Below are 23,888 nucleotides of genomic sequence, written 5' to 3' on the forward strand. Positions count from 1 at the left end.
TGAGATTGCTTTACTACCCCTCACAATGACGCAAAATCCTTAACGTACGGTTCTAAGTGCGTAACTCCTACCCAATTCAACATCTATCAATAGCCAGTTCCCCACTCCTTAACAAAAGTTAATATAATTTCTTAAAATTATGACAAAATGTTAAGAAAGCACAAGGAGGGCAGATGACCATTAATTTTGTTAAAGAAAATAAAGAAGCTGTAGTGGCGCAAGGGGCGAACCTTAGACAAAAAGCCCTAGAGAATAAAATAGACATCTACACCCTTAAAGGCAAACTGACCAATTGTGGGGGTAATGGACAATGTGCCACTTGTCTTGTAGAAATTGTAGAAGGGATGGAAAATTTATCTCCCCGTACGGATTTTGAGCAGCGTGTCCTCAAGAAAAAGCCTGATAGTTACCGTTTGGCCTGTCAAACCCTGGTCAATGGGCCGGTGAAGGTCAAAACTAAACCCTAATGAGTATGTTCCGTTAATTGCTGCCATCGGCCAATGTAATGATATCCTAATAATGTTAGTTTTCATTTGATGAGAGAGAGGCAGGGAGTCCATGCAAGTTAACGATCTTGGCTTTATCGCTACTATTCTATTTGTGCTAGTTCCTACTGTGTTTCTGTTGATTTTATTCATTCAAACCCGTAAAGGAACTGAATCTTAAGCCGTTGGCTAATGACCCCACCTAACCTCATGGTACAGGTGGGGCTTTTTAACAGTTAACAGTTATCAGTTATCAGTTATCTTTTAATTAATATCTTGGGTTTGAGAGAAGGAATATTTTTAGGCATAAACTTTTCTAAGTTCGTAAGTTTGAGAAGACTCAGTGTCTTCAATCGTTAAGAATTCATGAAGTTCATCAATACGAATGGGACTGTCATAAATATTATCTTCATTTTGATAGGCCTCTAAGAAAGATTCAATGGCTTTTTTAAGTTTATCAATAGCTTGTTCTGGGGTTTGTCCTTGTCCTACTAATCCATTTTCGAGACATAATGAAACCCAATAGTTTGCGCTTTTTCTAAACAGGAAAAATATTAGACAGAATGATGTCAATAATATGCCAATACGTTGAATTACTTTTTTCATGGCTATGACTTCCCTAGTCTACCAAAATTTTATTATTCAGGATTTTCTTTAAAAGCAAAAGTTAGCGAGAGAGTAATGCCTCCTAATATAAAAGCTAGAGCAGAAAAACCAATAATTTTTTTAGCATTTTCTGAGCTTACAAACATGGAGTCTTGTTCTACTACAACACCAGGAACATTAATTGCAACTTTTTCTGGATTTTCTGCGAGGGCTAATTCCATAGTACCATAGCAAAAAAATAGTAAGCTAAATGCTACAACTAATACACTAATAAGCCGAATAACAATTGTTTTACTCATGATAGATAATCTCAGTAGATGGAAAAGTTTGGATTTAATAGCGATCGCTAAATGACAAAAGGTCAAAAAATCGAAGATCACTCAATACACATAAACCAATCAAAGAATAAATGATAAGAAAAAATTATCAATTTTTATCTCAAAAAAAGATATCATTAAAAGTCTCTCAATTATCAGAAAAAATGCTAAGATTTAAGAGATAAATTAAAATCAAAAAAATAGAATTGACTGACTTAAATCCCCGAATTCTTCTAACAGAATCAGAAACATTAGAAGAAACTATTGATTGTTTAAGACAAAATATACCCCTGGAAACACAGGGAGCATTTAACGCCTCGGATCTGTATCAAATTTTAGTCAGAGCAGCCAGTAATTGTGATAGTATTGAAAATACAACTAAAAGTTTAAAAAAGTCTCCCTGTGGTAAAAATATTAGATATCACCTCGATAAATTCAATGATTTTGAAGAATTAGAAACAAACATTAATTCAGCTTTAAAAAGTAGAAAATTACCTGGCATTGCCCAGAAAAAACTTAAATTAGCAATTGACTTAAATTTAATTCCTTATTATGGCAATCCTACACCAGAAGAAATGCCTTATATTTATCGAAGTCAAGCGAAATGTGGAACTTGTTCCTTTTATGCTTATGCCACTTTATATGTTATCAAAAAAGGGAAAAGACTTACTTTAGCTATCAGAGGTATTCGTCAGCGAGATACGAATGTCGCCATTATTACCTATTTATTAGCTTCTGTATCTTCTCTAAAAATAGAGATAAAAACTCTTTATTTAGATCGAGGTTTTTTCAGTATTGCTGTAATTCGTTGGTTAAAAGCATTAAGAATTCCTTTCATGATGCCAGCAATTAAAACCGGAAAAACGGGAGGTATTAAACAATTTCTTCAAGGTAGAAAGAGTTATAAAACGACTTATACTATGGAAAAAAATAAAGAAGATTTTGTCACTCTTGATTTGTGGATAATCTGTAAGTACAAAAAGGGGAAAAGAAAAAAACATGGAATTGAATATTTTGTCTATGTTGTTTACCAACCAAAAATTCGTTTAGATTATATTCATACCGATTATCGCCGACGTTTTGGCATTGAGAGTAGTTATAGAATCAAAAATATTTGTCGTATTAAAACTATTAATAAAAAACCAGTAATTCGCTTATTATTTATCGGGATCTCTTTTCTTCTTGTTAATATTTGGGTTAATTTGCTCTGGAAAAAAGTTAGTTTACCGAACCGAGGGGGATGATTAATTTACAGAGATATCTTCACTTTTAAACAGATGTTATTGTTTCGCCAGACAGGCTATTGATAGATTATATCAAGTTGTTGATACTATTTATTTACCCTCTGGTTAAAAACAATAATACTTTTTGTATTATTATAAGTTTTCTTTATTAAACTAGGGGGGGGTTAGTATCTTATGATACTAAAAACTAGAGCGATCGCATTAAATCCAAACTTTTCCATCTACTGAAATTTGATGAAAGAATAGATAACTGGAGAAAGGTAAGAGAATGGTTAGAAGAAGCTGGTTATAAAAATGGTTCATCAACTCAAGTTTCTGTCAATAAGTTGTTACCTGACGATAGCTTGATTAATATCAGCAGCATTACTGTTGAACGAGATCAAATAGTTTTTCAAATCAACCTACATATTCCAACTTCAGAAGCGTCAGAAATCTTGAAACAAAATCCAGATTTAGGTAATGATGCTACTAGCTAGACCTAATAATTGATAAGCTGTTTCATATTAAACTACTTGTATAAAGCAAAATAAAATCAATTTTAGTAGAAAAAAGCTCAATTTATTTTACTATTACCTATTCCCAAAATTGTACGGTTTTAAGCAATAGCAAACTCAGTTAATTTACGGGTTTCAGGATCATGAAAGGCTAAAACAATATCCTCTTTGGGTACACCTTCCCTTAATAACTCAGTAGCAATACCTTCCTCTGTCCAATCTTCCTCTATATAAATTTTCTCATTTTTAATACGGATATAAATAGTAATACCTCTAATCTTTTTATCATCATGCCAACCTGTTTGAAACCAAAGATATTGTTCTCTTTTTTCATCAAAGGCTAAAATACTATCAACACCAGAAGGGTTAGGGGTTTGTGATGCTAAGTTTTCATATTCAGTGAGAATTTTTTTAATTAAATTACGATACTTTTCTAGTTTATCCATTTGATAATTTCCTCTTTATTCAAATCAACAATAATGAATAGTATTTTAATTTCTTCCAGCACTATTGAAATTGCTTTTTGTTGAAAAAATGATTGATAAATACCTCGACTAATACCTAAATAAATTTTAGTTTGGGGAAGAACAGCTTTTAATAAAGTACGATAGATAATATATTGACCTAATGCTGTTTCAAATTCACGCATTGGTGAACGACTAATAAAACTTTTAATCTCAACAATAATTTGTTGTCCATTTCGCTCAATTTCTAACGTTCTATCGGCCAATAAGTCAGCAAATAATTGTATTTCTTCATACTTAATTGTATAAGGATCACGAAGAATTGTCCAACCATCTTTAATTAAAGCATTTTTGACCGCATTATGATAAGTATCCTTTGCTGGCATTACCTTAATTATAGTAACTAAAATTATTGAACTTGATATTTTACATTGATTTTATTTCAGTTAAGGTGGGCATTGCCCACCCTACTAATTAAGTACCTTCTCGACGGGCTAAAAGAACAGGACAATTAGCATTAACCCGAATATAATCTGATAGGGAAGTTCCCAAAAGACGATCAAGATCTGGCAAACTTCTAGCTACCGAGGGACGACGTTCTGGGGAACCTAACATTAACAAATCAATGTTATATTCTTCGGTTAACTTACAAATTTGTTCCCCTGGTTTACCCCCTGTGACAATACAGCGATGAGAAACACCCATTCGTTTCGCTTTAGCTGCTGCGGGTGCAAGAACCGGGTTATTTTCCATTTCCGCTTTAGATAGGGGTAGGAGTTCCGGTTTTAAGTCAGGGTTAACCCTCGCTAAAATTAATTCTGCTTCTGAATAGTCCCGTAGCAAATAAAGGGCTAAATCTAAAGCATAATCAGCGGCCGCCGATTTATCAAGGGCCACCATCACCCGCTTGATTTTTTTGACATAAATGTCATCTTTTACCAGCAACATCGCGCGACTGGTGAGTTGGAAGACATATTGACTGACGGAATTTTGTAAAATGGCTTCGAGGCGTTTAAATCCCCGTGATCCCATAATAATTAAATCCGCATTGAGTTCATCAGCGACTTGACAAACTGTATCTTTAGGATCTCCTTGACGTAACATGGTGGAGACTTGGGAGGTTTCAAGTTGCAGACTATCTAAAATTCCGGCGATACTTTTCCCTCCTTCTTCCCATTTAGTTGCGATCGCATCAGTGGTAATTTGGGGAGGAACAACGTGCAGAATGTTAAGAGAAGCTTTTTTGATGGCGGGAAGATCCATCAAAACTTTAAGCATATCTTGAGTCGTACTTGATCCTGAGTCGGCGTATAATATTTTTTCCAGCATGGATTAAAACTATGTTAGTAACGACGATTAGCTGTTTCTGCTATTAGGATACTCCTATTCTCCGCCATCTATATTTAACAATTTATTACGAAGGAGAGAGACTTCTAAAATCCGCTATGCTCAGAGTATAGACATTCCCGATCCCTTAACGAGTAATTCAGGTGATAATTAGAACAAACAGGGAAAAACGCCTGACCTTGTTATTATGAAAAAGCTTCCCTCTCAGACAAGCAGATTTATTGCCGATATTCGCGCCCCCCATCGGTTTCGTTGGTTACATTTAGCCAATCAACCCTGGTATCGTATTTCTATTTTACTCCTAAGTGATCTTTTCGCTATTGGAGGTGCTTGGCTAATGGCTGTTTATTTCAATCAATTTTATTCGCCACTTCCTCCCGAATTAGTTTGGTGGGTATGGTTAGGAATGCCCAGTTTATTCTGGGTATTTTCTGCTATTATTTTAATCTTTTTTGCTTATGGTGGTTTATATAGTCCCTCTCCTAGTAGTCAAAATTATATTCGCACAGCTAAAGTAATTACTCTAGTTTATTTACTTTCTTTGGTGTTTAGTTATTTTTATGATCCTAAACTTGATCCTCCGCGATCGCTATTTTTTACGGCTTGGATTAGTAGTGTTATTTTAGTAATGGGTTTTCGTTTAATAATTACTTTAATTTTCGGTCAAATACAGCCTAAAAATTCTAAAGTTAAAGTTTTCTTAATTGCTAATGCTTCCCGTTTAAAAAAACTATCTCAAGTTATGGAAAAACGTTCTTATTATAAAATTGTTGGGGCTGCTTTAGCTTCAACGGCTAATAGTCCTACTACCTTACAAGCTATTATGAGATCAGGGGCTATAGAAGTATTAGCAGAAGATTTACCTCAAACTGCATTAGCTTCTACTCTTTATTGGAATTTAAGACGGGGTGGTATTGCTTTACGTTTATTACCTTCTAGTAGAGAGATTCTTTATCGTCGAGGAATTCCTGAAATATTCGCAGGTTTACCTACTTTAAGAGTCCAAACTTCTGTGTTAGTGGGGTGGGATTATCGCTTTAAAAGGTGTTTAGACATCATTGGTTCTTTATTAGGAATTATTGTCTTATGCCCTCTATTTTTAGGAGTAGCGATAGCGATTCAATTATCATCACCAGGGCCTGTTTTTTTTCGTCAGGAACGCATAGGATTACATGGTAAAGTCTTTCAGATGTGGAAGTTTCGGACAATGGTGACGAATGCCCATAAATTACAAGCAGAATTAGAAGGACAAAATGAGTCAGAAGATGGGGTTCTTTTTAAGATTAAAAAAGATCCTCGAATTATTCCTATTGGTCACTTTTTACGCAAAAGTAGCATTGATGAATTGCCTCAATTATTTAATGTATTAATCGGTCAAATGAGTTTAGTTGGCCCTCGTCCTTTACCTTTAAGAGATGTAGAAAGGTTTGAAGAATGGCATCATATTCGACATCAAGTTTTACCAGGAATTACAGGATTATGGCAAATTTCAGGACGGTCTGATATTGAAGATTTTAGTGATGCGGCTCGCTTAGATTTATATTATATTGATAATTGGTCATTGAATTTGGATCTAGATATTTTAGTCGAAACTGTGAGAATTGTTGTCTTTGGTAAGGGTGCTTATTAAATCAGTGAACAGTTATCAGATTTATCTTTTATAATATTAATGCTTATGTCTCTTATTATTCCTGTTATTAAACCCGTTAGTCAAATGAAGTTAGAATCTGGGAGTAGGGTTACTATTCCTAATATCAGTTGGCAAGAATTTGAAAGTATTTTACAAGAAATGGGACAAAAAAGAACATCAAGAATTTGTTATTATCAAGATACTTTAGAGATTATGGTTCCTCTCCCTGAACATGAAAAATCAAAAGATTTAATCTCAGACATGGTTAAAATATTGCTTAAAAGAACAGGCAGAAAATATGAACCTTTTGGTTCAACTACATTTAAGAAAGAAAATACAGCAGGAGTAGAACCAGATGCTTGTTTCTATATTGATAATTATCAGCAAATGATGGGTAAACGTCGCTTACAATATGATGATCCCCCCCCAGATTTAGCCATTGAAATAGATGTTACATCCAAAACGACTTTGAGTGCTTATGAAAGCCTTGAAGTTCCTGAACTTTGGATTTATAATCAAGGTGAACTAATTATATATTTACTAGAAAATGGAAAATATATTAAAGCTAACTCTAGTTTGATTTTCCCTGATGTTCCCCTAACTCAAATTATTCCCACTATAATAGAACTTTCTTGGCAAGTGGGAACAGTTCAAGCATTAGAAGAATTGGAAAATTTCATTGAAAAAAAATCTTAAATCTAGTTAATTTATCATGCAAATTACAGTTAAAACTTTTACAGTTCATAAACGATTCCCTTTAACCATTAGTCGGGGAACTACTGCCCAAACAACTAATCTTTGGTTAAAAATAGAGTCAGAAGGAATAGAAGGATGGGGAGAAGCTTCACCTTTTTCTGTCATCAAAGGAACTAGCATAAATCCAGAGAAATTGCAACAAGAATTAGAGAAAATTATCCCTACTTTAGAAAAGTTTAACCCTTTACAACGTCAACAAATAGAAACAGTTTTATTAGAAAATAATCTTAATTCATCTTTAAGGGCAGCCATTGATACAGCATTACATGATTGGTTGGGAAAAAAAGTAGGTTTACCCCTATGGAAATTATGGGGTTTAAATTGTGATTGTATTGTTCCAACTTCCGTAACTATTAGTATTAGTTCCCCCGAAAAAGCCGTAGAAAGAGTTAAAAATTGGCTTAATTTTATGGATGCTAAACTATTAAAAATTAAGTTAGGTTCCCCTGATGGAATAGAAGCAGATAAAGCAATGATTGTAGCTATTCGTGAAGCTACTCCTCATATTCCTTTAACCGTTGATGCTAATGGGGGATGGAATATCAAAAATGCTATCTATATGAGTGATTGGTTAGCCACTCAAAATGTTAAATATATAGAACAACCTTTAGAAGTAGGAGATGAAGGAAACTTACCCCAATTATATCAGCGATCGCATCTCCCTATTTTTGTGGATGAAAGTTGTTTTAAAAGTCAAGATATTATCAAACTTTCTCCTTATGTTCATGGTATTAATATTAAACTAATGAAAGCAGGAGGATTAACAGAAGTAATGCGAGTGATTGCTATAGCAAAAGCTTGTAAATTACAAATTATGTATGGTTGTTATTCTGATAGTAGTTTAGCTAATACTGCTATGTGTCATCTTGCACCTTATGCTGATTATTTAGACTTAGATAGTCATTTTAACTTAATAGATGATCCCTTTCAAGGTGTTACTTTAGAAGAAGGAAAGTTAATGTTAAATAATTTACCAGGATTAGGAGTAAAGAAACTAAACTAATCATTATTTAATGGGTATCTAGTCATTAATTCCTCAAAAGTATAAGGACATTTTTGAGGAATATCTAGTTTATATTCTCGCAAAAAAAATCGTCTAGCTCTTTCATACTGTTTCGAAATATCGAGTTTATTTAAAATAGCCTGGGTTAATCTATCTTCAATTTCATCTTGAAAATTATCAACTTCTTTGAGCCAATGATTACGGGGATAAATTTCTTGAGAATAATCAAGTTTTAGTCTGTGTTCTATCAGCCGTTTCAAAAAGCTATTAACAGCATTAAGTTTCTCATTTCCCAAGTCTTCTATCTCCTCTTTTAGATGATCCCAATCAAGTGCTTCAGTATTATGTTCTTGTAAAGCTCTTGCTTGGATCTTAGTCCATTCAAAAAAATCTACTTCGTAAAGGTTGGTCATGATGATATCAATAGGGGTATGCGATGCCAACAACTCTTTAATTGTAGCAGTTTCAAGGTTGATGTTGGGTTTTCTTCGTCAACCCAACCTACAATAATAGATTGTTTGATGTATTATGTATTTGATTAATTGTATAGTGCGATCGCGTATCTTGTCGGTTGGGTTGAGGTACGAAACCCAACACCGTATTTATCTTTCAATTAAAATAGTAAGTTATATTGGAATTATATCAAGAAATAATCTTAATTATATGGCACAAATATCCAATGAAATCTTAATAACAATCTTAACAATTTATCGTCAATTACTTGAACTCATTAACGAAGCAAAAGCAACCGAGTCCCAAATTTTAGAACAGTTTGGTGAAACAGAAATAACCCTTATTGTCCTAGAAGAACTGCAAAATATTGTTGAGCGTATGAGAAACTCCTATTCTCGGCTGAACACCCTACTTTTAAGGATTGCTGAAGCTCAACCTATAGCCGATGCTGCTACACTAGAATTACTGATTAAATCCATTGAACAAGCTCAAGGAAATCTAGCTTCATCTTTAGCCACTATTCAAGAATCAAAAAGAGATACTGGTTTATTATGAAAAAACAACCCGACGCAGAAGCCTTTCAAAAAATGGCATCCCGACTTAAAGAAAATAGTCGCCAATGGGATACACTAAATTTTCAACTTGATGAATTAATTGCTCAAGTGGAAGCAGATATTCGTAGTAGTTCTCTGACTCAATATCGTCTGACAAAACACAGTAAATGACAAAATTAGAACTCAATCAAATTTTTACCCTGATGAATGCAAAAATAATTGCAGAATCTAAATGATTGATAATTTTACAACAGGAATCGATCCAGAAAGAAAAGAAGAAATTCCTCTATTTAATCCTCGCCAGCAAAAATGGTTATTAACATTAACTTCACCCCCCAAGAAATTCAAGATCTTTACCAAGCATCTGCCGTAACAGGATTAGATGTTGACGAACTGATTCACAATGCTATTCTTAACATCATTAAAACATCAATTAATCCTCAACCTAAGATAGTTAACCATGAAAATATTATTAAATATCAAGTGTATAAATCCGGTGTCGATCCTTATGCACCTGTTTTTGAAGAAATGGAACCTATTTATACGCAAAGGTGTCATAAGTTGCTAGACTAGATCAATTAACTGTTATTTTCGCGGACTGGGATAAACGGGCTATCTGCGCCTATGGTTCATATTAAGCGCATCGGACTATCTCATTTTAAATCGTTTGGCGGGACTACTGCCATACCGTTTCTACCTGGGTTTACGGTGGTATCTGGGCCTAATGGGTCGGGTAAGTCCAATATACTCGATGCCCTACTTTTTTGTTTGGGTCTGGCTACTTCTAAAGGGATGCGGGCCGAACGTCTTCCTGATTTAGTTAATCATAATCATAGTAATAATCGCAAGACTCAAGAAGCAATAGTTTCGGTGACTTTTGATATTTCTGACCTCTCAGAGTTAGGTGATGTTAATTTTAATTCTTCTGCCAATACTAATAATAATACCAAGGAAAATAAACCATCTGATGAGTTAGAAGATTTAGAAAATATTGAAACCCCAGAGGTTATTAATAATAATGAATGGACGGTAACGCGACGGTTACGAGTGACACCAGGAGGCAGTTATTCTTCTAATTATTATATTAATAATGAACCTTGTAATGTTAGTGAACTTCATGAACAATTAAACCGTTTACGCATTTATCCTGAAGGATATAACGTGGTATTACAAGGGGATGTGACCCGTATTATTACTATGAATTCTAAGGAAAGACGGCAAATTATTGATGAATTAGCAGGAGTAGCAGAATTTGATCGTAAAATTGAAAAGACGAAGGAAACTTTAGAGGAAGTAAGGGATAGAGAAGATCGTTGTCGTATTATTGAAACTGAGTTAAAACGATCTTTAGAACGGTTAAGTGCAGATCGCATTAAAGCTGAAAAATATCAGAAGTTAAAAGCAGAAGTTCAGACCAAGCAACAGTGGGAAATTGTATTAATTTGGCAATCTTTACAACAGCAAGTTAGAATTGTTAAAGGTCAAATCACCACAGGACAACAAGAAGAAATTCAATTACAATCTGACTTAAATGAGTTAGGTAAACAGATAAATCAAACTGTTACTAACCTAGAAGAATTAAACCGTCAAGTTAAAGCGTTAGGAGAGGATGAACAATTAACAGTTGCTTCTCAACTAGCGACTCACAAGGCACAATATAACCAACGAAAACAACGCTATCAAGAATTAGTTAGTCAAACTCAACAAACTCAAGCCGCGATCGCTCAAACTCAAGCCGCAATTGTCCAACATAATCAAACTTTAACAGATCTGACTCAAGAGATCAAAGAATTAGAAATAGATATTCTTCCTACTTTAATTCAACAACGCGATCGCAATCGTCATACTTTAGAGATGGTGAGACAACAAGCAAATGCGATCGCTGAAGCTTCAGATGCTTGGGTACAAGAACAAGCTAATCTAAGTCGTCAACTATCTAACTTACAAGAAAGTTTAACCCCGCAACGAACAGAACAAGCACAATTAAATGAAAGGAGTCAACAATTAACCAATACTATTATAGACGAGAATCAACAATTAGAAACATTAGAAGAAGAACTCAATAAACAACAAGAAGAACTGAAAAAATTACGAGAACAACTAATCACCTCAGAAGCTAATATTCAAACATTGGCTCAACAATTTGCTAGTAGAGAACAAGAACGAAGTATCTTAGAAGAAACTCAAACCCGTTTATTAAAAGAACAGCGAGAAAAACAAAGAGAATTAGATCGTCAAGAAGCTTCTCAACAAGCACAACAAGAAGCTCAAGGAACCTATGCTACTCAACTGATTTTAACATCAGATTTGCCGGGAGTGTGTGGGTTAGTCGCACAACTGGGACAAGTTAACCCCCGCTATCAATTAGCATTAGAAATAGCTGCCGGATCAAGATTAGGATATGTAGTAGTTGAAGATGATACTATTGCTGCCGCAGGAATTGAATTATTAAAACAAGCAAAAGCGGGACGGGCAACGTTTTTACCTATTAATAAAATATACTCACCTCAAGGACAAAATAATGCTAGTTTTAAACAAGCTAAAGGTTATATTGATCTAGCGGTTAATTTAGTGCTTTGTCAACCTGAATATCAGAAGATTTTTGCTTATGTTTTTGGTAATACTGTTATCTTTGAAACCTTAAATGAAGCCCGTAATTATCTAGGAAAACAACGTATAGTTACTTTAGATGGAGATTTATTAGAAACCAGTGGGGCCATGACAGGAGGTAGTAAACCTAAACGATCTTCACTACGTTTTGGGGCAGTTAATAGAGGGGAGTCTGAAGAAATTAGATCTCTGAAAAAACGATTAGGAGATTTAGATAATTTATTAGCTCGTAATGAAGAAAAACTAGCACAAAAAGTGCTTGATAGTCAAGGTTTGTCAAAAGAATTAACAGAAGCAAGACAAACAGAAAGAGAACAAAAATTATCTGAGCAACAATTAGAAAAAGATATTAAACGACTCAAAGAACAACGAGAAAAATTAGAATTACAATTAGCCCGTCATCGACAAGAATTAGAAATTGTCAATAGTCGTTTACAAATTTTAGGGGCGGAAATTCTAGTTTTAGAAGCGGAATTACAACAAAAACAGCGAAGATTAAATGAGTTAGAACAGTCTCAAACTCATAGTGAATGGCAACAAATTCAAGGGTTAATTAAAACCCAAGAAACTCATTTACAAGAAAGAGAAAAGGAACTTAAACAAGCTGAACAAAGACTCCAAGAAAGTCAAAGTCAAGCTCAATATTTAACCGAAAAAGTTAAGGAAGAAGAACAACGAATTGAAGCATATAAACAGCAAGAAGTCAACCTTGATAATGAACAAATAGACAATCAAAATAAACAGGTTTCTCTACAGGAAAAAATCCAAGAATTAGAGATAACTATTGAAAAGTTAAACCTCAAGTTAGGGGAAACTAAACAAGAACGCGATCGCACAGAAACCGCCCTACAATCATTACAAAGAAATCATCAACAAAAAACCTGGGCATTAGAGAAACTGCAAACAACACAACAAGAAAGAGAAGATAATTTAACCCATCTTCAAGAACAAATTACTGCCCAACAAACAGAATTACCTCATCCCTTACCTGAAGTGCCTTTGCTGTCAGAAATTGACCCCAATACGACAGATTTGACCCCTTACATTGAACAATTACAAAAAGAAATAAAGAACGGACAAAAACGCTTAGAAGCGATGGAACCAGTTAATATGTTAGCCTTAGAAGAACATGAAAAAACTCAAGAAAGATTAACCGAATTATCAGATAAACTGACCACATTAGAAGGAGAAAGAACCGAATTATTATTAAGAATTGAAACTTTTACGACTTTAAGATTCCGGTCATTTAAAGAAGCATTTGATGCGGTTAACGAGAACTTTCAAAGTATTTTTGCTACTTTATCTGATGGGGATGGATACTTACAATTAGATAATACAGAAAATCCCTTTGAAGGTGGATTAAATTTAGTTGCCCATCCTAAAGGAAAGCCCGTACAACGGTTAAGTTCCATGTCAGGGGGAGAAAAATCATTAACAGCTTTAAGCTTTATTTTTGCTCTACAAAGATATCGTCCCTCACCTTTTTATGCCTTCGATGAAGTCGATATGTTTTTAGATGGTGCTAATGTCGAAAAAATATCAAAAATGATTAGACAAGAAGCCCAACAAGCCCAATTTATTGTCGTTAGTTTGCGTCGTCCGATGATTGAAGCGTCTCAAAGAACGATAGGAGTAACTCAAGCGCGAGGGGCTTATACTCAAGTATTAGGAATTAAATTATAATCATTTATCTATTTTAAAAGAGAAGTAAAAATAGCTATTACTATTAATTCTTTAAAGTAATATAATCATGAACCAGTTAACAGCCAATTATGATGAATCCTGGAAAGAATCTTTAAGCGAGTATTTTGAAGACTTTTTAAGTTTCTTTTTTCCCTCAGTCTATGAGTTAATTGATTGGACACAAATTCCCCAATCTCTTGATAAGGAACTACAACAAATTACGGCTTCATCGGAGACTAAAAAACGTTTCGCTGATAAACTTTATCAAGTTTGGCTATTAGATGGGGAAGAAGTGTGGATTTTGATTCATATTGAGATACAAAGCCAATATGAAGTTGATTTCCCGAAACGGATGTATATTTATAACCCACATTCCGCACTTCAAAAAAGTAGTATTAAATACTACAGTCTTTTCTAATTTGTTCTAAGTATAATTGCTTAAAGAAGATGAGGCAAAAAGATGAGATAATTGTTTGAGTTATCCACCATAAAGAAAAACGAAAAAGTGTCTTATCTAGAAGAAATAGAAGTTAAAAATATAGACCATTTAGGCATAGTAGCCGGATTAATTGATGAAATAGGAATAGTCAAAATAATCAATAATAAATTAGGAATAGATGTCAGAGAAAAAATCTCAGCAGGCACGGTAGTTAAGTCCATTCTCATCAATGGACTAGGATTTGTCTCAAGACCCCTATATTTATTTAGCCAATTTTTTGAAGATAAAGCCGTCGAAAAATTATTAGGAGAAGGAATAGAACCTAATTATATAAATGATGATAAAATTGGGAGAGTCATGGATGAATTATATAAATATGGACTAAATAATCTCTTTATAGAAGTTATCTTAGAAGTTATAAATAAATTTGAAATAGAGATTAAATATTCCCATTTAGATGCCACATCATTCCATCTAGATGGAGAATATAAAAGTGAAGAAAAATACGAGAAAGAGCAAGAAGAAAAGATTATAAAAGAAAGACCAATTTTTATTAAGAAAGGATACTCTCGTGACCATCGACCAGACTTAAAACAATGCGTTTTAGACTTAATAACAACCCAAGATGGAGACTTACCCTTATTTGTCAGAGTTGGAGATGGAAATGAGGCTGACAAAGCCGTATTTGGAAAAATCTTAGTAGAATTTAAAAAACAAATAGAGTTTGACAGTATCATGGTCTGTGATAGTGCTTTATATAGTCAAGAAAATCTCAAACTAATCCAACATTTAAAATGGATAACTAGGGTTCCAATGACCCTCAAAAAAGCGAAAGAATTAATACAAAATGTAGAAATAGAAGAAATAACAGATGACGAAAAAAAGAAAAGAAGTCACCTACATTTAGAAGGTTATACTTGGAAAGAGGAAATAGTAACTTATGGTGGAATCAAGCAAACTTGGTTAATAGTATCAAGTGAAAAAAGACAAAAAAGTGACTTAGAGAAACTAGAAAAACAACTCAAACAAGAAGAAGATAAATGCCAAAAACTTCTTAAACAATTACAATCTGAAGAATTTGAGCATCCCCAATCTGCTAGATATAAATTAAAAGCCATTAACAAAAAACTGAGATTTTTTGAAATAATAGAAGTTGAACTTATTGAAGCTTGCTCTAAGAAAAATGAAACGATTTATAAAATTGTTGGTCTGGCTCAGAAAAATAATGAAGAGATAGCTAAAAGAACTAAAGAATCAGGGAGATTTATTTTAGCGACTAACTTAGTAGAGGAAAATAAATTAGAGCCGACTGAAATTCTCATAACTTATAAAAATCAGCAATCTTCTGAAAGAGGATTTCGATTCTTGAAAGATCCTTTATTTTTTGCCGATAGTTTTTTTGTCGAGAAACCGGAAAGAATAGAGACAATGTTATTTTTGATGTCTTTCTGTTTGCTCCTGTATAACTTGGGACAAAGAGAACTAAGAAAGTGTTTAAAAAGAGCCAAGGTAGGAGTCAAAAATCAAGTTGGTAAATTAACAGAGCGTCCTACATTGAGATGGATGTTTCAATGTTTCCAAGGGATTCATTTTGTAATTTTAAACGAAGTAAAACAGATTGTTAATTTAACGGAAGAAAGACGTTTTATTTTAAGTTGTTTGCCCGCATCTTGTCAAAAATATTATCTATAATTTTAAGCAAATACAACAAAAAGAATAAATCGATAAGAGTTGAATAATATTCACAGAGGAGGGGAAATACTCCTCTGTTTGTGGTGACTTCTTCTAATTTTCAACGAGTTAAAATATTCTAAATTTGATAAGTTCACCCAAACATCTGATGGATTGAGAATTTTTCTTTATTCCATCTGAATTTTTTGCCTTTTCAAAGCTCTGTATTTTTTAATACTACATTTTGAAGTGCGGAATCTAAGTTATAATTATCGTGCCTTTGATTTGTATCACAAACCTGTGGTTAGTTTAGCTATTTTGGGGGATGAACGAGTCAGTTGGCGACCTAATTCCTATAGTTATGAACTTGGAGGTTATCGAGGGAGTATTGAGTTTCCGATGGTCAAACTACTAGATTATGAGGAACAGTGGACTGAATTAGAATCAAATAATAATCCTTTTGCTATTATTATAATGGCACACTTAAAAACTAAAGCCACTACGGGAAAACTGAAAGAACGGGAACAGTGGAAATGGACGTTAGTTAGAGGATTGTATGACCGAGGTTTAGAAAGAGAACAAATCATTAAACTGTTTCAAATAATTGACAGAATGATGACCTTATCTAACCAATTACAGGAAAAATTAGATACCAAAATTAAGCAATTCGAGGAGGAAAGAACTATGCCTTTATTAAGTAATATGGAATTAAGAGGGATAGAAAAAGGTAAGGAAATTGGTAAAGAAATTGGTAAAGAAATTGGCAAAGAAATTGGCGCGTTACAAAATGCTCGTGATTTTGTCAAAACAGTTTTACAAGCTCGACTGGGTGAAGTTCCTTTAGATGTCGAACAATATCTTAATGAGATTTCAGTTCTATCTATCTTAGAAAATATTGTTAAATTGGCAGCTACAGCCAATTCTCTAGAAGAATTTAAGCAATCTTTTCTAAATAATTATAGAAAAAATTAGATAGCAAAATTAAGGAATTCGAGGAGGAAAGAACTATGCCTTTATTAAGTAATATGGAATTAAGAGGAATAGAAAAAGGTAAGGAAATTGGCAAAGAAATTGGCAAGGAAATTGGCGCGTTACAAAATGCTCGTGATGACGTTAAAGAAGTTCTCAAAATTCGACTAGGTGAAATTACTTCAGAAATTGAAACTTCTCTCGATCAAATTTCTGATTTATCTGTCTTAAAAGAAAAGTTAAAAATGGCTGTTACTGTTAATTCTCTAGAAGAATTTAAGCAATCTTTTCTAAATAATTACAGGAAAAATTAGATACAAAATTCACTTCGTTGTAATTTGGCTCAAAATCCGGTTTTCAACATCAGGTGCAAGATCTCAGTAGAGGCTTAATAATATTAAGCCCCAAGGGTTTTGTTACTTATTAAGTCCAATGGATTTAAGCAGATTTTTCTTGTAATTCTCCTAATCTCTCAAGATGACGACTACTTTTAGGTGGTAAAGGAAGACTTTGTTTATCATGAAAGTCTTGTTGAACTTTATAAGTCAGACCGGGAGAAATTTGACGAACAATTTGACTTAAAAGACGATCGCCTGTGGTTTGAATCAGAGATAAAGGTAATTTATAAATAAACTTAGGAAATTGTACCGCCACATCCATTTCTAATTGCCACTCAACTCTAGTAATGACATCAGGTACTTGAGATAATCCCTGTTTTCGATAAGCTTTAACTAAACCATCTCCAGCTAAATTAGTGGGAATTTCAGTTAATCTCATTACCGCTTGATAATCTACTTCATACCCTAAACTGGGTTCATCAGGAAGAGGAATACTGTACATCTTATAAACCCCATCTTTAGGTTGTTCCAAAACTACCGCTAATTTAGGTTCTACTTCATATCCAAACGAAGCAAATTGCCCAATAGTCAACACATAACCATTATTATCAAGGCTTTTTGTTTTCATTGGTGCTGCACAATGACAAAACCACCCCTGATGAGCATTAAGATAATGACCAACGCTTTGAACGTCGCTATACATCTCCATATAACCTGCAAATTTCGTCTGAAAGTGAACAGGGTTTTCCTCATTAGTTTGAGACAGTTGAGGATTGATGGTGTGGTTTATCTTAGATAAATCAGTCGGATGATTGTTAATCCATTGGCATTGCATAACGAACCTTTAAGAATTATTAGAGGGTTAATGGGTGTGTTGGAGTTTATTGCCTCATGCCTAAGATCTCATTGATCAAGACTAAATATTAGCTAACTAAATTTAATACAATAACAGATAAGGATAATTTTGGTCTTAATCTTAAGAGTGTGATATGAAAGCATTAGTAGCAGGAGCAACCGGAGAAACAGGACGCAGAATTGTCCAAGAGTTGGTTAAACGTCAGATCCCTGTACGGGCCTTAGTTAGAAATCTCGAAACAGGACAGGCAATTTTACCATCAGAAGCAGAGTTAGTGGTAGGGGATGTTCTGAACCTGGAAAGTTTAAGGAACGCCTTGGCTGACTGTACTGTCGTACTTTGTGCCACAGGAGCAAGGCCTAGTTTTGATCCAACGGGCCCTTATCAAGTAGATTATCAAGGGACTAAAAATCTGGTTGACATAGCTAAAACCCAAGAAATTGAGCAGTTTGTCTTGGTTTCTTCTTTGTGTGTCTCCCAATTTTTTCATCCCTTGAACCTCTTTTGGTTAGTTTTGTATTGGAAAAAACAGGCTGAAACCTATCTCCAAAACAGTGGAATCAGTTATACGGTTGTTCGTCCTGGTGGTCTTAAAAACGAAGATAACTCAGATCAAATTGTAATGTCATCCGCAGATACTCTGTTTGAGGGGAGTATCCCTAGACAAAAGGTCGCTCAAGTTTGCGTAAAATCTCTATTTGATCACGATTTTCTTAACAAAGTGGTAGAAATTGTTAGCAAAAAAACAGATTAGTAGTGATGGAGTGATGGAGTGATGGGGTCAGGAGAGTTTGACTTTTGAGAATTGCTATTATTTGGTTACTAATTTATCTAATTTCTCTTGCATCATTAGTTTGATTAATGATCGTAATAAGAACAAGCAAAATAAACCAGATAAACTAAATCCAATAATAGCAATTTTTAGATATACTGTTGTCATTAAAATTGAAGCAGAAAGTAAACTAAATCCGGTTAAACAAGCATAAATTAAACTTTTAATGCCTAAATTTATCCGATTTAATATTCTTTCACTTTCTAATGAACGAGTGCGAAACTGTAATTCTCCTCGTTCAATTTTTGCTTCTATATTTTTAATTAATCTATCATTTGTTTGGGATTTTTGCCACGTATTTTTAAGTAGAATTTTTGCTTGTTTTGCCAAGGTAATTAGCACATTTCCTTGAGAATTACTAAGAGCTAAACTCTTGACAAAAGGTTGACTAGCTGCTAATAAATTATATTGAGGATCTAAGGCACGAGCAATGCCATCTAAAGTGGTTAAAGATTTGAGAATGAAGGTCATTTGTGGTGGCAACCTAAAAGGTTGTTCTTTAAACATTAAATAAACTTCATCACTAATTTGTTCAAATGCTTTAATATCTATCGGTTTATCACGAAAATTATCTAAGATAAAAGCAATAATTCTTTTCACTGAACTCAGATCATTTAAAGGTTCAATTAATCCCATATAAACCAAGGTTTCCACAACTTGATCCGTATCTTTTCTTAAAACAGCAAAAAAGGTTTGAATCATTTGATCTTTAGCAAAGGTTTTGACTTCGGCCATAGTACCAAAATCATAAAAAATTAATTCTCCTCCTTGACCAACGGCCATATTACCAGGATGGGGATCAGATTGAAAAAATCCGTCTATTAATAATTGTTTCAAATAAGAACAAATTCCCAGTTGTATAACCCGATCTAAGTTAATTCCATTCGCTTCTAATGCGGCCCGATCATCAACTTTAACCCCTGGTAAATATTCTAAGGTTAAAACTTTTTTAGTTGTATAATGCCAGTAAATTTTAGGGACTCTAATTTGAGAATAGCCTTTAAAATTAACTCTAAATCTATCGGCATTTTTACCTTCATGTATATAATCAATTTCTTGAAATAATAATTCAAAAAATTCTTCGTGAATAGCATCTAAATCATATTTTTTTAAGGCTGATATATAATGACTGCTTAAGCGAAGTAATCGATTAATAACTTCAAAATCTAAGTTAAAAATTTTCTCTAGTCCTGGTCTTTGTATCTTAACAACAACTGCTTCTCCACTATATAATTTAGCACGATGGACTTGACCTAAACTGGCCGCTGCTAAAGGGGTTGATTCAAACTCTTGAAATAAGTCGTAAACGGGTTTTCCTAATTCTGATTCTAACACGGCGATCGCTTGATCAGAACTAAAAGGAGGAACCTGATCTTGTAGTTGACTTAATTCTTGAATATACTCTAAAGGAATTAGATCAGCGCGGGTAGAAAGAGACTGGCCAATTTTAATAAAGGTTGGCCCTAATTGTAATAGTTTTTTGACTAACCATTTGGCTTGTCGATGTCGTTGACGGGGTGAATGATTGTGGAGTATTTTATCCCATAGTAAGCGAAAAATAAATTGAAGGGTAACGCTAGAAATTTCCCATTGACGAGCTAAAGGAGAATAGTTAGAACGTTGCCAGCGCAGCGATTTAGGCGATGCACTTTTTGTTAGCATAATAGGTTAAACTACTGTCATGATCAGGACTGGGGAATAGTAAGTTTAAAAATAATTATACAGTGTTCTGGGTTATCTGTGGGTTGACAGACTGTCTCAATCTTACCATTTAATAGTTCCACGAGATCTTTAATGATAGTTAACCCTAAACCTATTCCTGGAATTGCATTATCAATTACCCATTGTTCTCGATAAAAAGGGTTAAAAAGATAGGATATATTTTTTTTTGAAATACATCTACTTACATTAGTAATACTCATAATTATTTCACTTTGATTATGTCTTTTATTTTCTCCAAATTCTAAACAAACTATTGAATTAGGTAAGGAAAATTTACCGGCATTAATTAACAGTTCGTTTAAAATTTTCTTAAAATGCTCAATGTCTATATAAATCTGTTGTTGATCGATGGGAGTATTTTGAGTCAAATTAACTTCTAGATTTAAACATTGACGTTGATCTTCTTGCCAATTTTTTTCATGGGGAAGAACAATTTCCTTGATTAATGTCTCTAGGTTAACTAAAGTAGGAAACAAACTTGTTTTTTGAGATTTAACCGTTTTTAGTTGCAGAATTTTGTCATTAATATTACTAAGTTTCTGTAATTCTTTCTCCATAATATCTAACCGTTTTTCTAAGTCTTCGGGAGATAATTGTCTATGACGTAAAGTGGTAATTCCCATTTTAATAATGGCTAGAGGATTACGAGTTTGATCGCTCATAATCGTGATAATATTATGGACAAGCTGTTTATTCCATTGTAATTGTCTTTCTAGTTGATTTCGGGTCGCTTCCCACCATACTTTAAGTATAGGAATTTCTTCTAATAAATGGGGAATATCTGTAGAAGAAAAATTGATTGGGGTTTCTTTTTCATTTAAAGACGGCTGACCTGATATTTTTAATTGACTCAAATGACCGGCGATCGCTACTAAGTTACTGGCTATTTTTAACAAGCTTTTATCTTGATGTGTCCATTCATGAGCATGAGTTTTGCCTAATAAAATAATTCCATTGACTTTCCCATCAAATTGGGTGCTAATTCCTAATAATTCTCGAAAATGCAGTTGCTCTAAAGTCAGATAAATAGGGTGATTACTGGATTTATTAAGATTAGCAATTTCCGTCACTTTTGAGGTTTCTATGACTTTCTTGATTCCTGGCTGCTCAATTAATTCTGATAGGGTTTTAGTTGGCAATTTTATAAATTTTTCTGGTGTCCAACAGACCCATTTTAGCAAGTTTAAATCATTAAATCCTGTAATAATTAAACAAAGATCTATCAAAAAAATCTGACCCAAAAAACTCGAAATTTCTTGAAGCATTGCTTCTGTATCAGAGTAATTTTGAATAATATTAATTATGCCTTGTTGTAATTCATTGGACTTTTTAAGATTAGGCATTTTCTCAAGAGTTTAATAAGCGTTTATGGCTAAAGTAACGCATAAAAATTGCTTTTTACCGACTTAAGTATAATCACAATCCTCACATGATTAGGTCATTTGTAAAACATTGGTGTTTTTATTCGTCAAGTCTACTTAGCTAATTTCATCATCCACAATAATTGGAACAAGTCCAACCGTAAATGTACTCAACAAAATGTCAAGAATTGTAACAATCAATTCATAATCCTAAGTCAACGGCAATACGATGACTACAAGCGAACCCAGAAAAGGCGACGGCATTTAACCCTTGACCCGGAAAGGTACTATCCCCTACACAATAAAGTCCCTTGATGGAGGTACTGTTAAAAGGCATTCCTAATAACCCAGGTAATTTTCGACGAGGTATGGGGCCATAAGTTCCTTCATCTCGTCCTAAAAAGCGTCGATGAGTACGAGGGGTTCCTACTTCTTGATAGTCTAATGCGTCAGCTAACCCCGGAAAAATCTTCTCTAAACGATGAATTAAATGACTTGCTGCTTCCTCTTTTTGTTCTTGATATTCTTGGGGTGAAAGTTTGTCCCATTGTTCCATCCAACTTGGGGTAAAGGTATGAATAATATGATGATTTGGGGGTGCTAAATCAGAATCAAGTAGGGTAGGAATTGAAACAAAAATTGTCCCCTGTTCATCTTCCATCTTATCCCAATTTTCTAAAAGAATGTGATGACAGTCTGTTCCTGGTGGTAATACATCAGCTTTAACCCCTAAATGTAAGCTTAAAAAACTAGGAGATTTTTGATACCTCTGTTGCCATCTTTTCTCTTTATTTGGGATATCTGAGGTGGGTAATAATTTTTCAAAGGTATCCCAACGAGTGGCATTAGAAACTATGCGTTTAGCATAGTATTTTTGACCGTTAGCTAATTCAACTCCAATGGCTTGATTATTTTCTTTTACAATTTTAGTAACTCTGGCTTTATATTGAATTTCTCCTCCTACTTTTTCTAACCCTTCAACTAATTTTTGTGCAATTTGTCCTACTCCTCCTTTTGGATAGTTAATCCCGCCATAATGTCTATCTGAAAAAACCATACCTGCGTTAATCATTGGTGTTTTATCTGCTGGCACTACTGACCAACAATAACATTCCATATCAATGAATTTTAAAAGTTGCGGATCACTAATATAACGTCGCGCAATATCTCCGGCATTTTGGGGTAAGTATTTGACTAACCCTAAACAGGCTAAAGGATGTTGGAAAAATACTCTTGTTAAATATCCAAGTTCTTCTAAAGAAAGGAGTTCCATCACATTAAGACAGTTAAAAACTCGCCAACATTCATCATAAAAGCGACGAATTCCTTCTTTTTCTTGAGGAAAATACTTGATTAATTCTTGCAGAAATTTTTCATAATCTCTGTGAACTTTGAGTTCTAATCCATTAGGTAAATGATAATGAATTTGTACCGGATCTTCGAGGGTTTCTATGCTAACATTGACCGCTTCTAAAGCACGGGTTAATAAGTTAGTTGTGCCTTGGGTTCCAAAGCCAAAAATCATGGATGCACCCACATCAAACCGATAACCTTCTCGATCAAAATATCCGGCACTTCCTCCCGGAATTAGATATTTTTCTAAGACTAATACTTTGGCCCCTTTTGCCGCAAGTTGAGTGGCAGTAACTAACCCCCCTATTCCTGAACCAATGACGATAACATCATATTTTGGGGGGTTGACGGTGTTTTTAGAGGCGATCGCGGTTAATGTCCCACTCATGGTTTAGTCACGCTAAAAGATTTTTCGTCTTTCTAGTTTATCGCGTCTGTGACCGATGGTTAGGCAAAAAAAATCGGGGGAACCATCATTGTGTAGGTGACGGTTCCACCTGCCGATCCATCCTTGAGAGGAGAACACTTAGAACACTTATTAACCTTACTATAGTCTTATTAATAAATTTTGTCAATAGTCTTGCAATTAATTCTCAATAAAGTTTGTTTTATTGTAGGGGTCAACGGCCGTCATTGGTGTCAACTTAGTCCAAAACGCCGACAGGCTAAAGCCTGTGGCTATACCAACGAAGTCCGCCTTC

Annotated in this window: 24 protein-coding genes and 1 pseudogene; 15 read left to right on the top strand and 10 right to left on the bottom strand. The window is 34.1% G+C overall.

The features are described from left to right. The first annotated feature begins 173 nt into the window (after positions 1–173). Both AsFPU1_RS04590 and psbM read left to right on the top strand, forming a co-directional pair. Positions 174–467: a 2Fe-2S iron-sulfur cluster-binding protein gene (locus tag AsFPU1_RS04590; protein ID WP_124972264.1), complete on the top strand. Its 294-nt coding sequence runs from the start codon at positions 174–176 to the stop codon at positions 465–467. Between the two features lie 91 nt (positions 468–558). Next, a complete protein-coding gene (gene psbM, locus AsFPU1_RS04595) occupies positions 559–666 on the top strand; it encodes a photosystem II reaction center protein PsbM (protein WP_124972262.1) in 108 nt (35 codons plus the stop codon). Between the two features lie 119 nt (positions 667–785). On the opposite strand, the gene AsFPU1_RS04600 is transcribed toward psbM, so the two are convergent. Together AsFPU1_RS04600 and AsFPU1_RS04605 are read right to left on the bottom strand one after the other, a co-directional pair. Further along, positions 786–1,091, bottom strand: coding sequence for a type II toxin-antitoxin system HicB family antitoxin (locus AsFPU1_RS04600; RefSeq protein WP_124972260.1), 306 nt, complete (start codon positions 1,089–1,091; stop codon positions 786–788). 32 nt (positions 1,092–1,123) lie between these two features. Next, positions 1,124–1,390 carry a hypothetical protein gene (locus AsFPU1_RS04605; protein ID WP_124972258.1) on the bottom strand — a complete coding sequence of 89 codons (267 nt, stop codon included), beginning with the start codon at positions 1,388–1,390 and terminating at the stop codon, positions 1,124–1,126. A 224-nt stretch (positions 1,391–1,614) separates the two neighbouring features. Here AsFPU1_RS04605 and AsFPU1_RS04610 point away from each other — a divergent pair, with 224 nt between their 5' ends. After that, entirely contained in the window at positions 1,615–2,652 is a 1,038-nt protein-coding gene (locus AsFPU1_RS04610; protein WP_227873388.1) for an ISH3 family transposase, read from the top strand. 595 nt (positions 2,653–3,247) lie between these two features. Here the strand turns inward: AsFPU1_RS04610 and AsFPU1_RS04615 are convergent. The 3 genes from AsFPU1_RS04615 to AsFPU1_RS04625 all read right to left on the bottom strand — a co-directional run bounded on the left by AsFPU1_RS04615 (position 3,248) and on the right by AsFPU1_RS04625 (position 4,939). Further along, complete coding sequence (locus AsFPU1_RS04615) at positions 3,248–3,592, bottom strand: XisI protein (RefSeq protein ID WP_124972256.1); 345 nt, start codon at positions 3,590–3,592, stop codon at positions 3,248–3,250. Next, complete coding sequence (locus AsFPU1_RS04620; RefSeq protein ID WP_124972254.1) at positions 3,580–3,996, bottom strand: XisH family protein; 417 nt, start codon at positions 3,994–3,996, stop codon at positions 3,580–3,582. The genes AsFPU1_RS04615 and AsFPU1_RS04620 overlap by 13 nt, the downstream gene beginning before the upstream one ends. Before the next feature lie 88 nt (positions 3,997–4,084). Continuing rightward, a complete protein-coding gene (locus tag AsFPU1_RS04625; protein ID WP_124972252.1) occupies positions 4,085–4,939 on the bottom strand; it encodes a universal stress protein in 855 nt (284 codons plus the stop codon). A gap of 205 nt (positions 4,940–5,144) precedes the next feature. Between AsFPU1_RS04625 and AsFPU1_RS04630 the strand changes: the two genes are divergently transcribed. From AsFPU1_RS04630 to AsFPU1_RS04640, 3 genes are read left to right on the top strand one after another with little or no spacing between them, the layout of a single operon-like run. Next, positions 5,145–6,587, top strand: a complete 1,443-nt coding sequence (locus AsFPU1_RS04630) for a sugar transferase (RefSeq protein WP_124972250.1) — start codon at positions 5,145–5,147, stop codon at positions 6,585–6,587. 45 nt (positions 6,588–6,632) lie between these two features. Then, positions 6,633–7,283: a Uma2 family endonuclease gene (locus tag AsFPU1_RS04635; RefSeq protein WP_124972248.1), complete on the top strand. Its 651-nt coding sequence runs from the start codon at positions 6,633–6,635 to the stop codon at positions 7,281–7,283. 16 nt (positions 7,284–7,299) lie between these two features. Then, positions 7,300–8,346 (top strand): dipeptide epimerase, encoded by a 1,047-nt coding sequence (locus AsFPU1_RS04640; RefSeq protein WP_124972246.1) that lies wholly within the window; start codon positions 7,300–7,302, stop codon positions 8,344–8,346. On the opposite strand, the gene AsFPU1_RS04645 is transcribed toward AsFPU1_RS04640, so the two are convergent. Next, positions 8,343–8,759: a DUF29 domain-containing protein gene (locus tag AsFPU1_RS04645; protein ID WP_124972244.1), complete on the bottom strand. Its 417-nt coding sequence runs from the start codon at positions 8,757–8,759 to the stop codon at positions 8,343–8,345. The two genes, AsFPU1_RS04640 and AsFPU1_RS04645, sit on opposite strands and share 4 nt — an antisense overlap. Positions 8,760–8,874: 115 nt before the next feature. On the opposite strand from AsFPU1_RS04645, the gene AsFPU1_RS04650 reads away from it, so the two are divergent. From AsFPU1_RS04650 to AsFPU1_RS04685, 8 genes and pseudogenes are all read left to right on the top strand, one after another. After that, entirely contained in the window at positions 8,875–9,354 is a 480-nt protein-coding gene (locus tag AsFPU1_RS04650) for a hypothetical protein (protein ID WP_227875706.1), read from the top strand. After that, positions 9,351–9,524 carry a hypothetical protein gene (locus AsFPU1_RS22465; protein ID WP_172957450.1) on the top strand — a complete coding sequence of 58 codons (174 nt, stop codon included), beginning with the start codon at positions 9,351–9,353 and terminating at the stop codon, positions 9,522–9,524. The genes AsFPU1_RS04650 and AsFPU1_RS22465 overlap by 4 nt, the downstream gene beginning before the upstream one ends. A 138-nt stretch (positions 9,525–9,662) precedes the next feature. Continuing rightward, on the top strand, positions 9,663–9,926 hold the full coding sequence (locus AsFPU1_RS04660) for a hypothetical protein (RefSeq protein WP_125061053.1): 264 nt from the start codon (positions 9,663–9,665) through the stop codon (positions 9,924–9,926). Between the two features lie 51 nt (positions 9,927–9,977). After that, positions 9,978–13,646: a chromosome segregation protein SMC gene (gene smc / locus AsFPU1_RS04665; RefSeq protein WP_124972240.1), complete on the top strand. Its 3,669-nt coding sequence runs from the start codon at positions 9,978–9,980 to the stop codon at positions 13,644–13,646. A 67-nt stretch (positions 13,647–13,713) separates the two neighbouring features. Next, positions 13,714–14,013 (top strand): annotated as a pseudogene (locus tag AsFPU1_RS04670) (hypothetical protein); the annotation flags it as partial. Between the two features lie 138 nt (positions 14,014–14,151). Continuing rightward, the gene (locus AsFPU1_RS04675; protein WP_124972238.1) at positions 14,152–15,777 is read left to right on the top strand and encodes an IS1634 family transposase; all 1,626 of its coding nucleotides are present in this window, start codon (positions 14,152–14,154) and stop codon (positions 15,775–15,777) included. A gap of 180 nt (positions 15,778–15,957) precedes the next feature. After that, complete coding sequence (locus tag AsFPU1_RS04680; RefSeq protein WP_438357502.1) at positions 15,958–16,728, top strand: hypothetical protein; 771 nt, start codon at positions 15,958–15,960, stop codon at positions 16,726–16,728. A 35-nt stretch (positions 16,729–16,763) separates the two neighbouring features. Then, positions 16,764–17,039: a hypothetical protein gene (locus AsFPU1_RS04685; protein ID WP_227873387.1), complete on the top strand. Its 276-nt coding sequence runs from the start codon at positions 16,764–16,766 to the stop codon at positions 17,037–17,039. A gap of 124 nt (positions 17,040–17,163) precedes the next feature. Here the strand turns inward: AsFPU1_RS04685 and AsFPU1_RS04690 are convergent, their stop codons facing one another. After that, positions 17,164–17,898, bottom strand: a complete 735-nt coding sequence (locus tag AsFPU1_RS04690; RefSeq protein ID WP_124972234.1) for a DUF1997 domain-containing protein — start codon at positions 17,896–17,898, stop codon at positions 17,164–17,166. 154 nt (positions 17,899–18,052) lie between these two features. Between AsFPU1_RS04690 and AsFPU1_RS04695 the strand changes: the two genes are divergently transcribed. Beyond that, positions 18,053–18,673 (top strand): SDR family oxidoreductase, encoded by a 621-nt coding sequence (locus AsFPU1_RS04695; RefSeq protein ID WP_124972232.1) that lies wholly within the window; start codon positions 18,053–18,055, stop codon positions 18,671–18,673. A gap of 57 nt (positions 18,674–18,730) precedes the next feature. On the opposite strand, the gene AsFPU1_RS04700 is transcribed toward AsFPU1_RS04695, so the two are convergent. From AsFPU1_RS04700 to crtH, 3 genes are all read right to left on the bottom strand, one after another. Further along, positions 18,731–20,413, bottom strand: a complete 1,683-nt coding sequence (locus tag AsFPU1_RS04700) for an ABC1 kinase family protein (RefSeq protein WP_124972230.1) — start codon at positions 20,411–20,413, stop codon at positions 18,731–18,733. A gap of 23 nt (positions 20,414–20,436) precedes the next feature. Beyond that, complete coding sequence (locus AsFPU1_RS04705; RefSeq protein WP_124972228.1) at positions 20,437–21,816, bottom strand: GAF domain-containing sensor histidine kinase; 1,380 nt, start codon at positions 21,814–21,816, stop codon at positions 20,437–20,439. A gap of 220 nt (positions 21,817–22,036) precedes the next feature. Then, complete coding sequence (gene crtH / locus AsFPU1_RS04710; protein WP_124972226.1) at positions 22,037–23,575, bottom strand: carotenoid isomerase; 1,539 nt, start codon at positions 23,573–23,575, stop codon at positions 22,037–22,039. Positions 23,576–23,888 lie beyond the last annotated feature (313 nt).

The organism is Aphanothece sacrum FPU1 (genome assembly GCF_003864295.1).
Lineage (GTDB): Bacteria > Cyanobacteriota > Cyanobacteriia > Cyanobacteriales > Microcystaceae > Aphanothece_B > Aphanothece_B sacrum.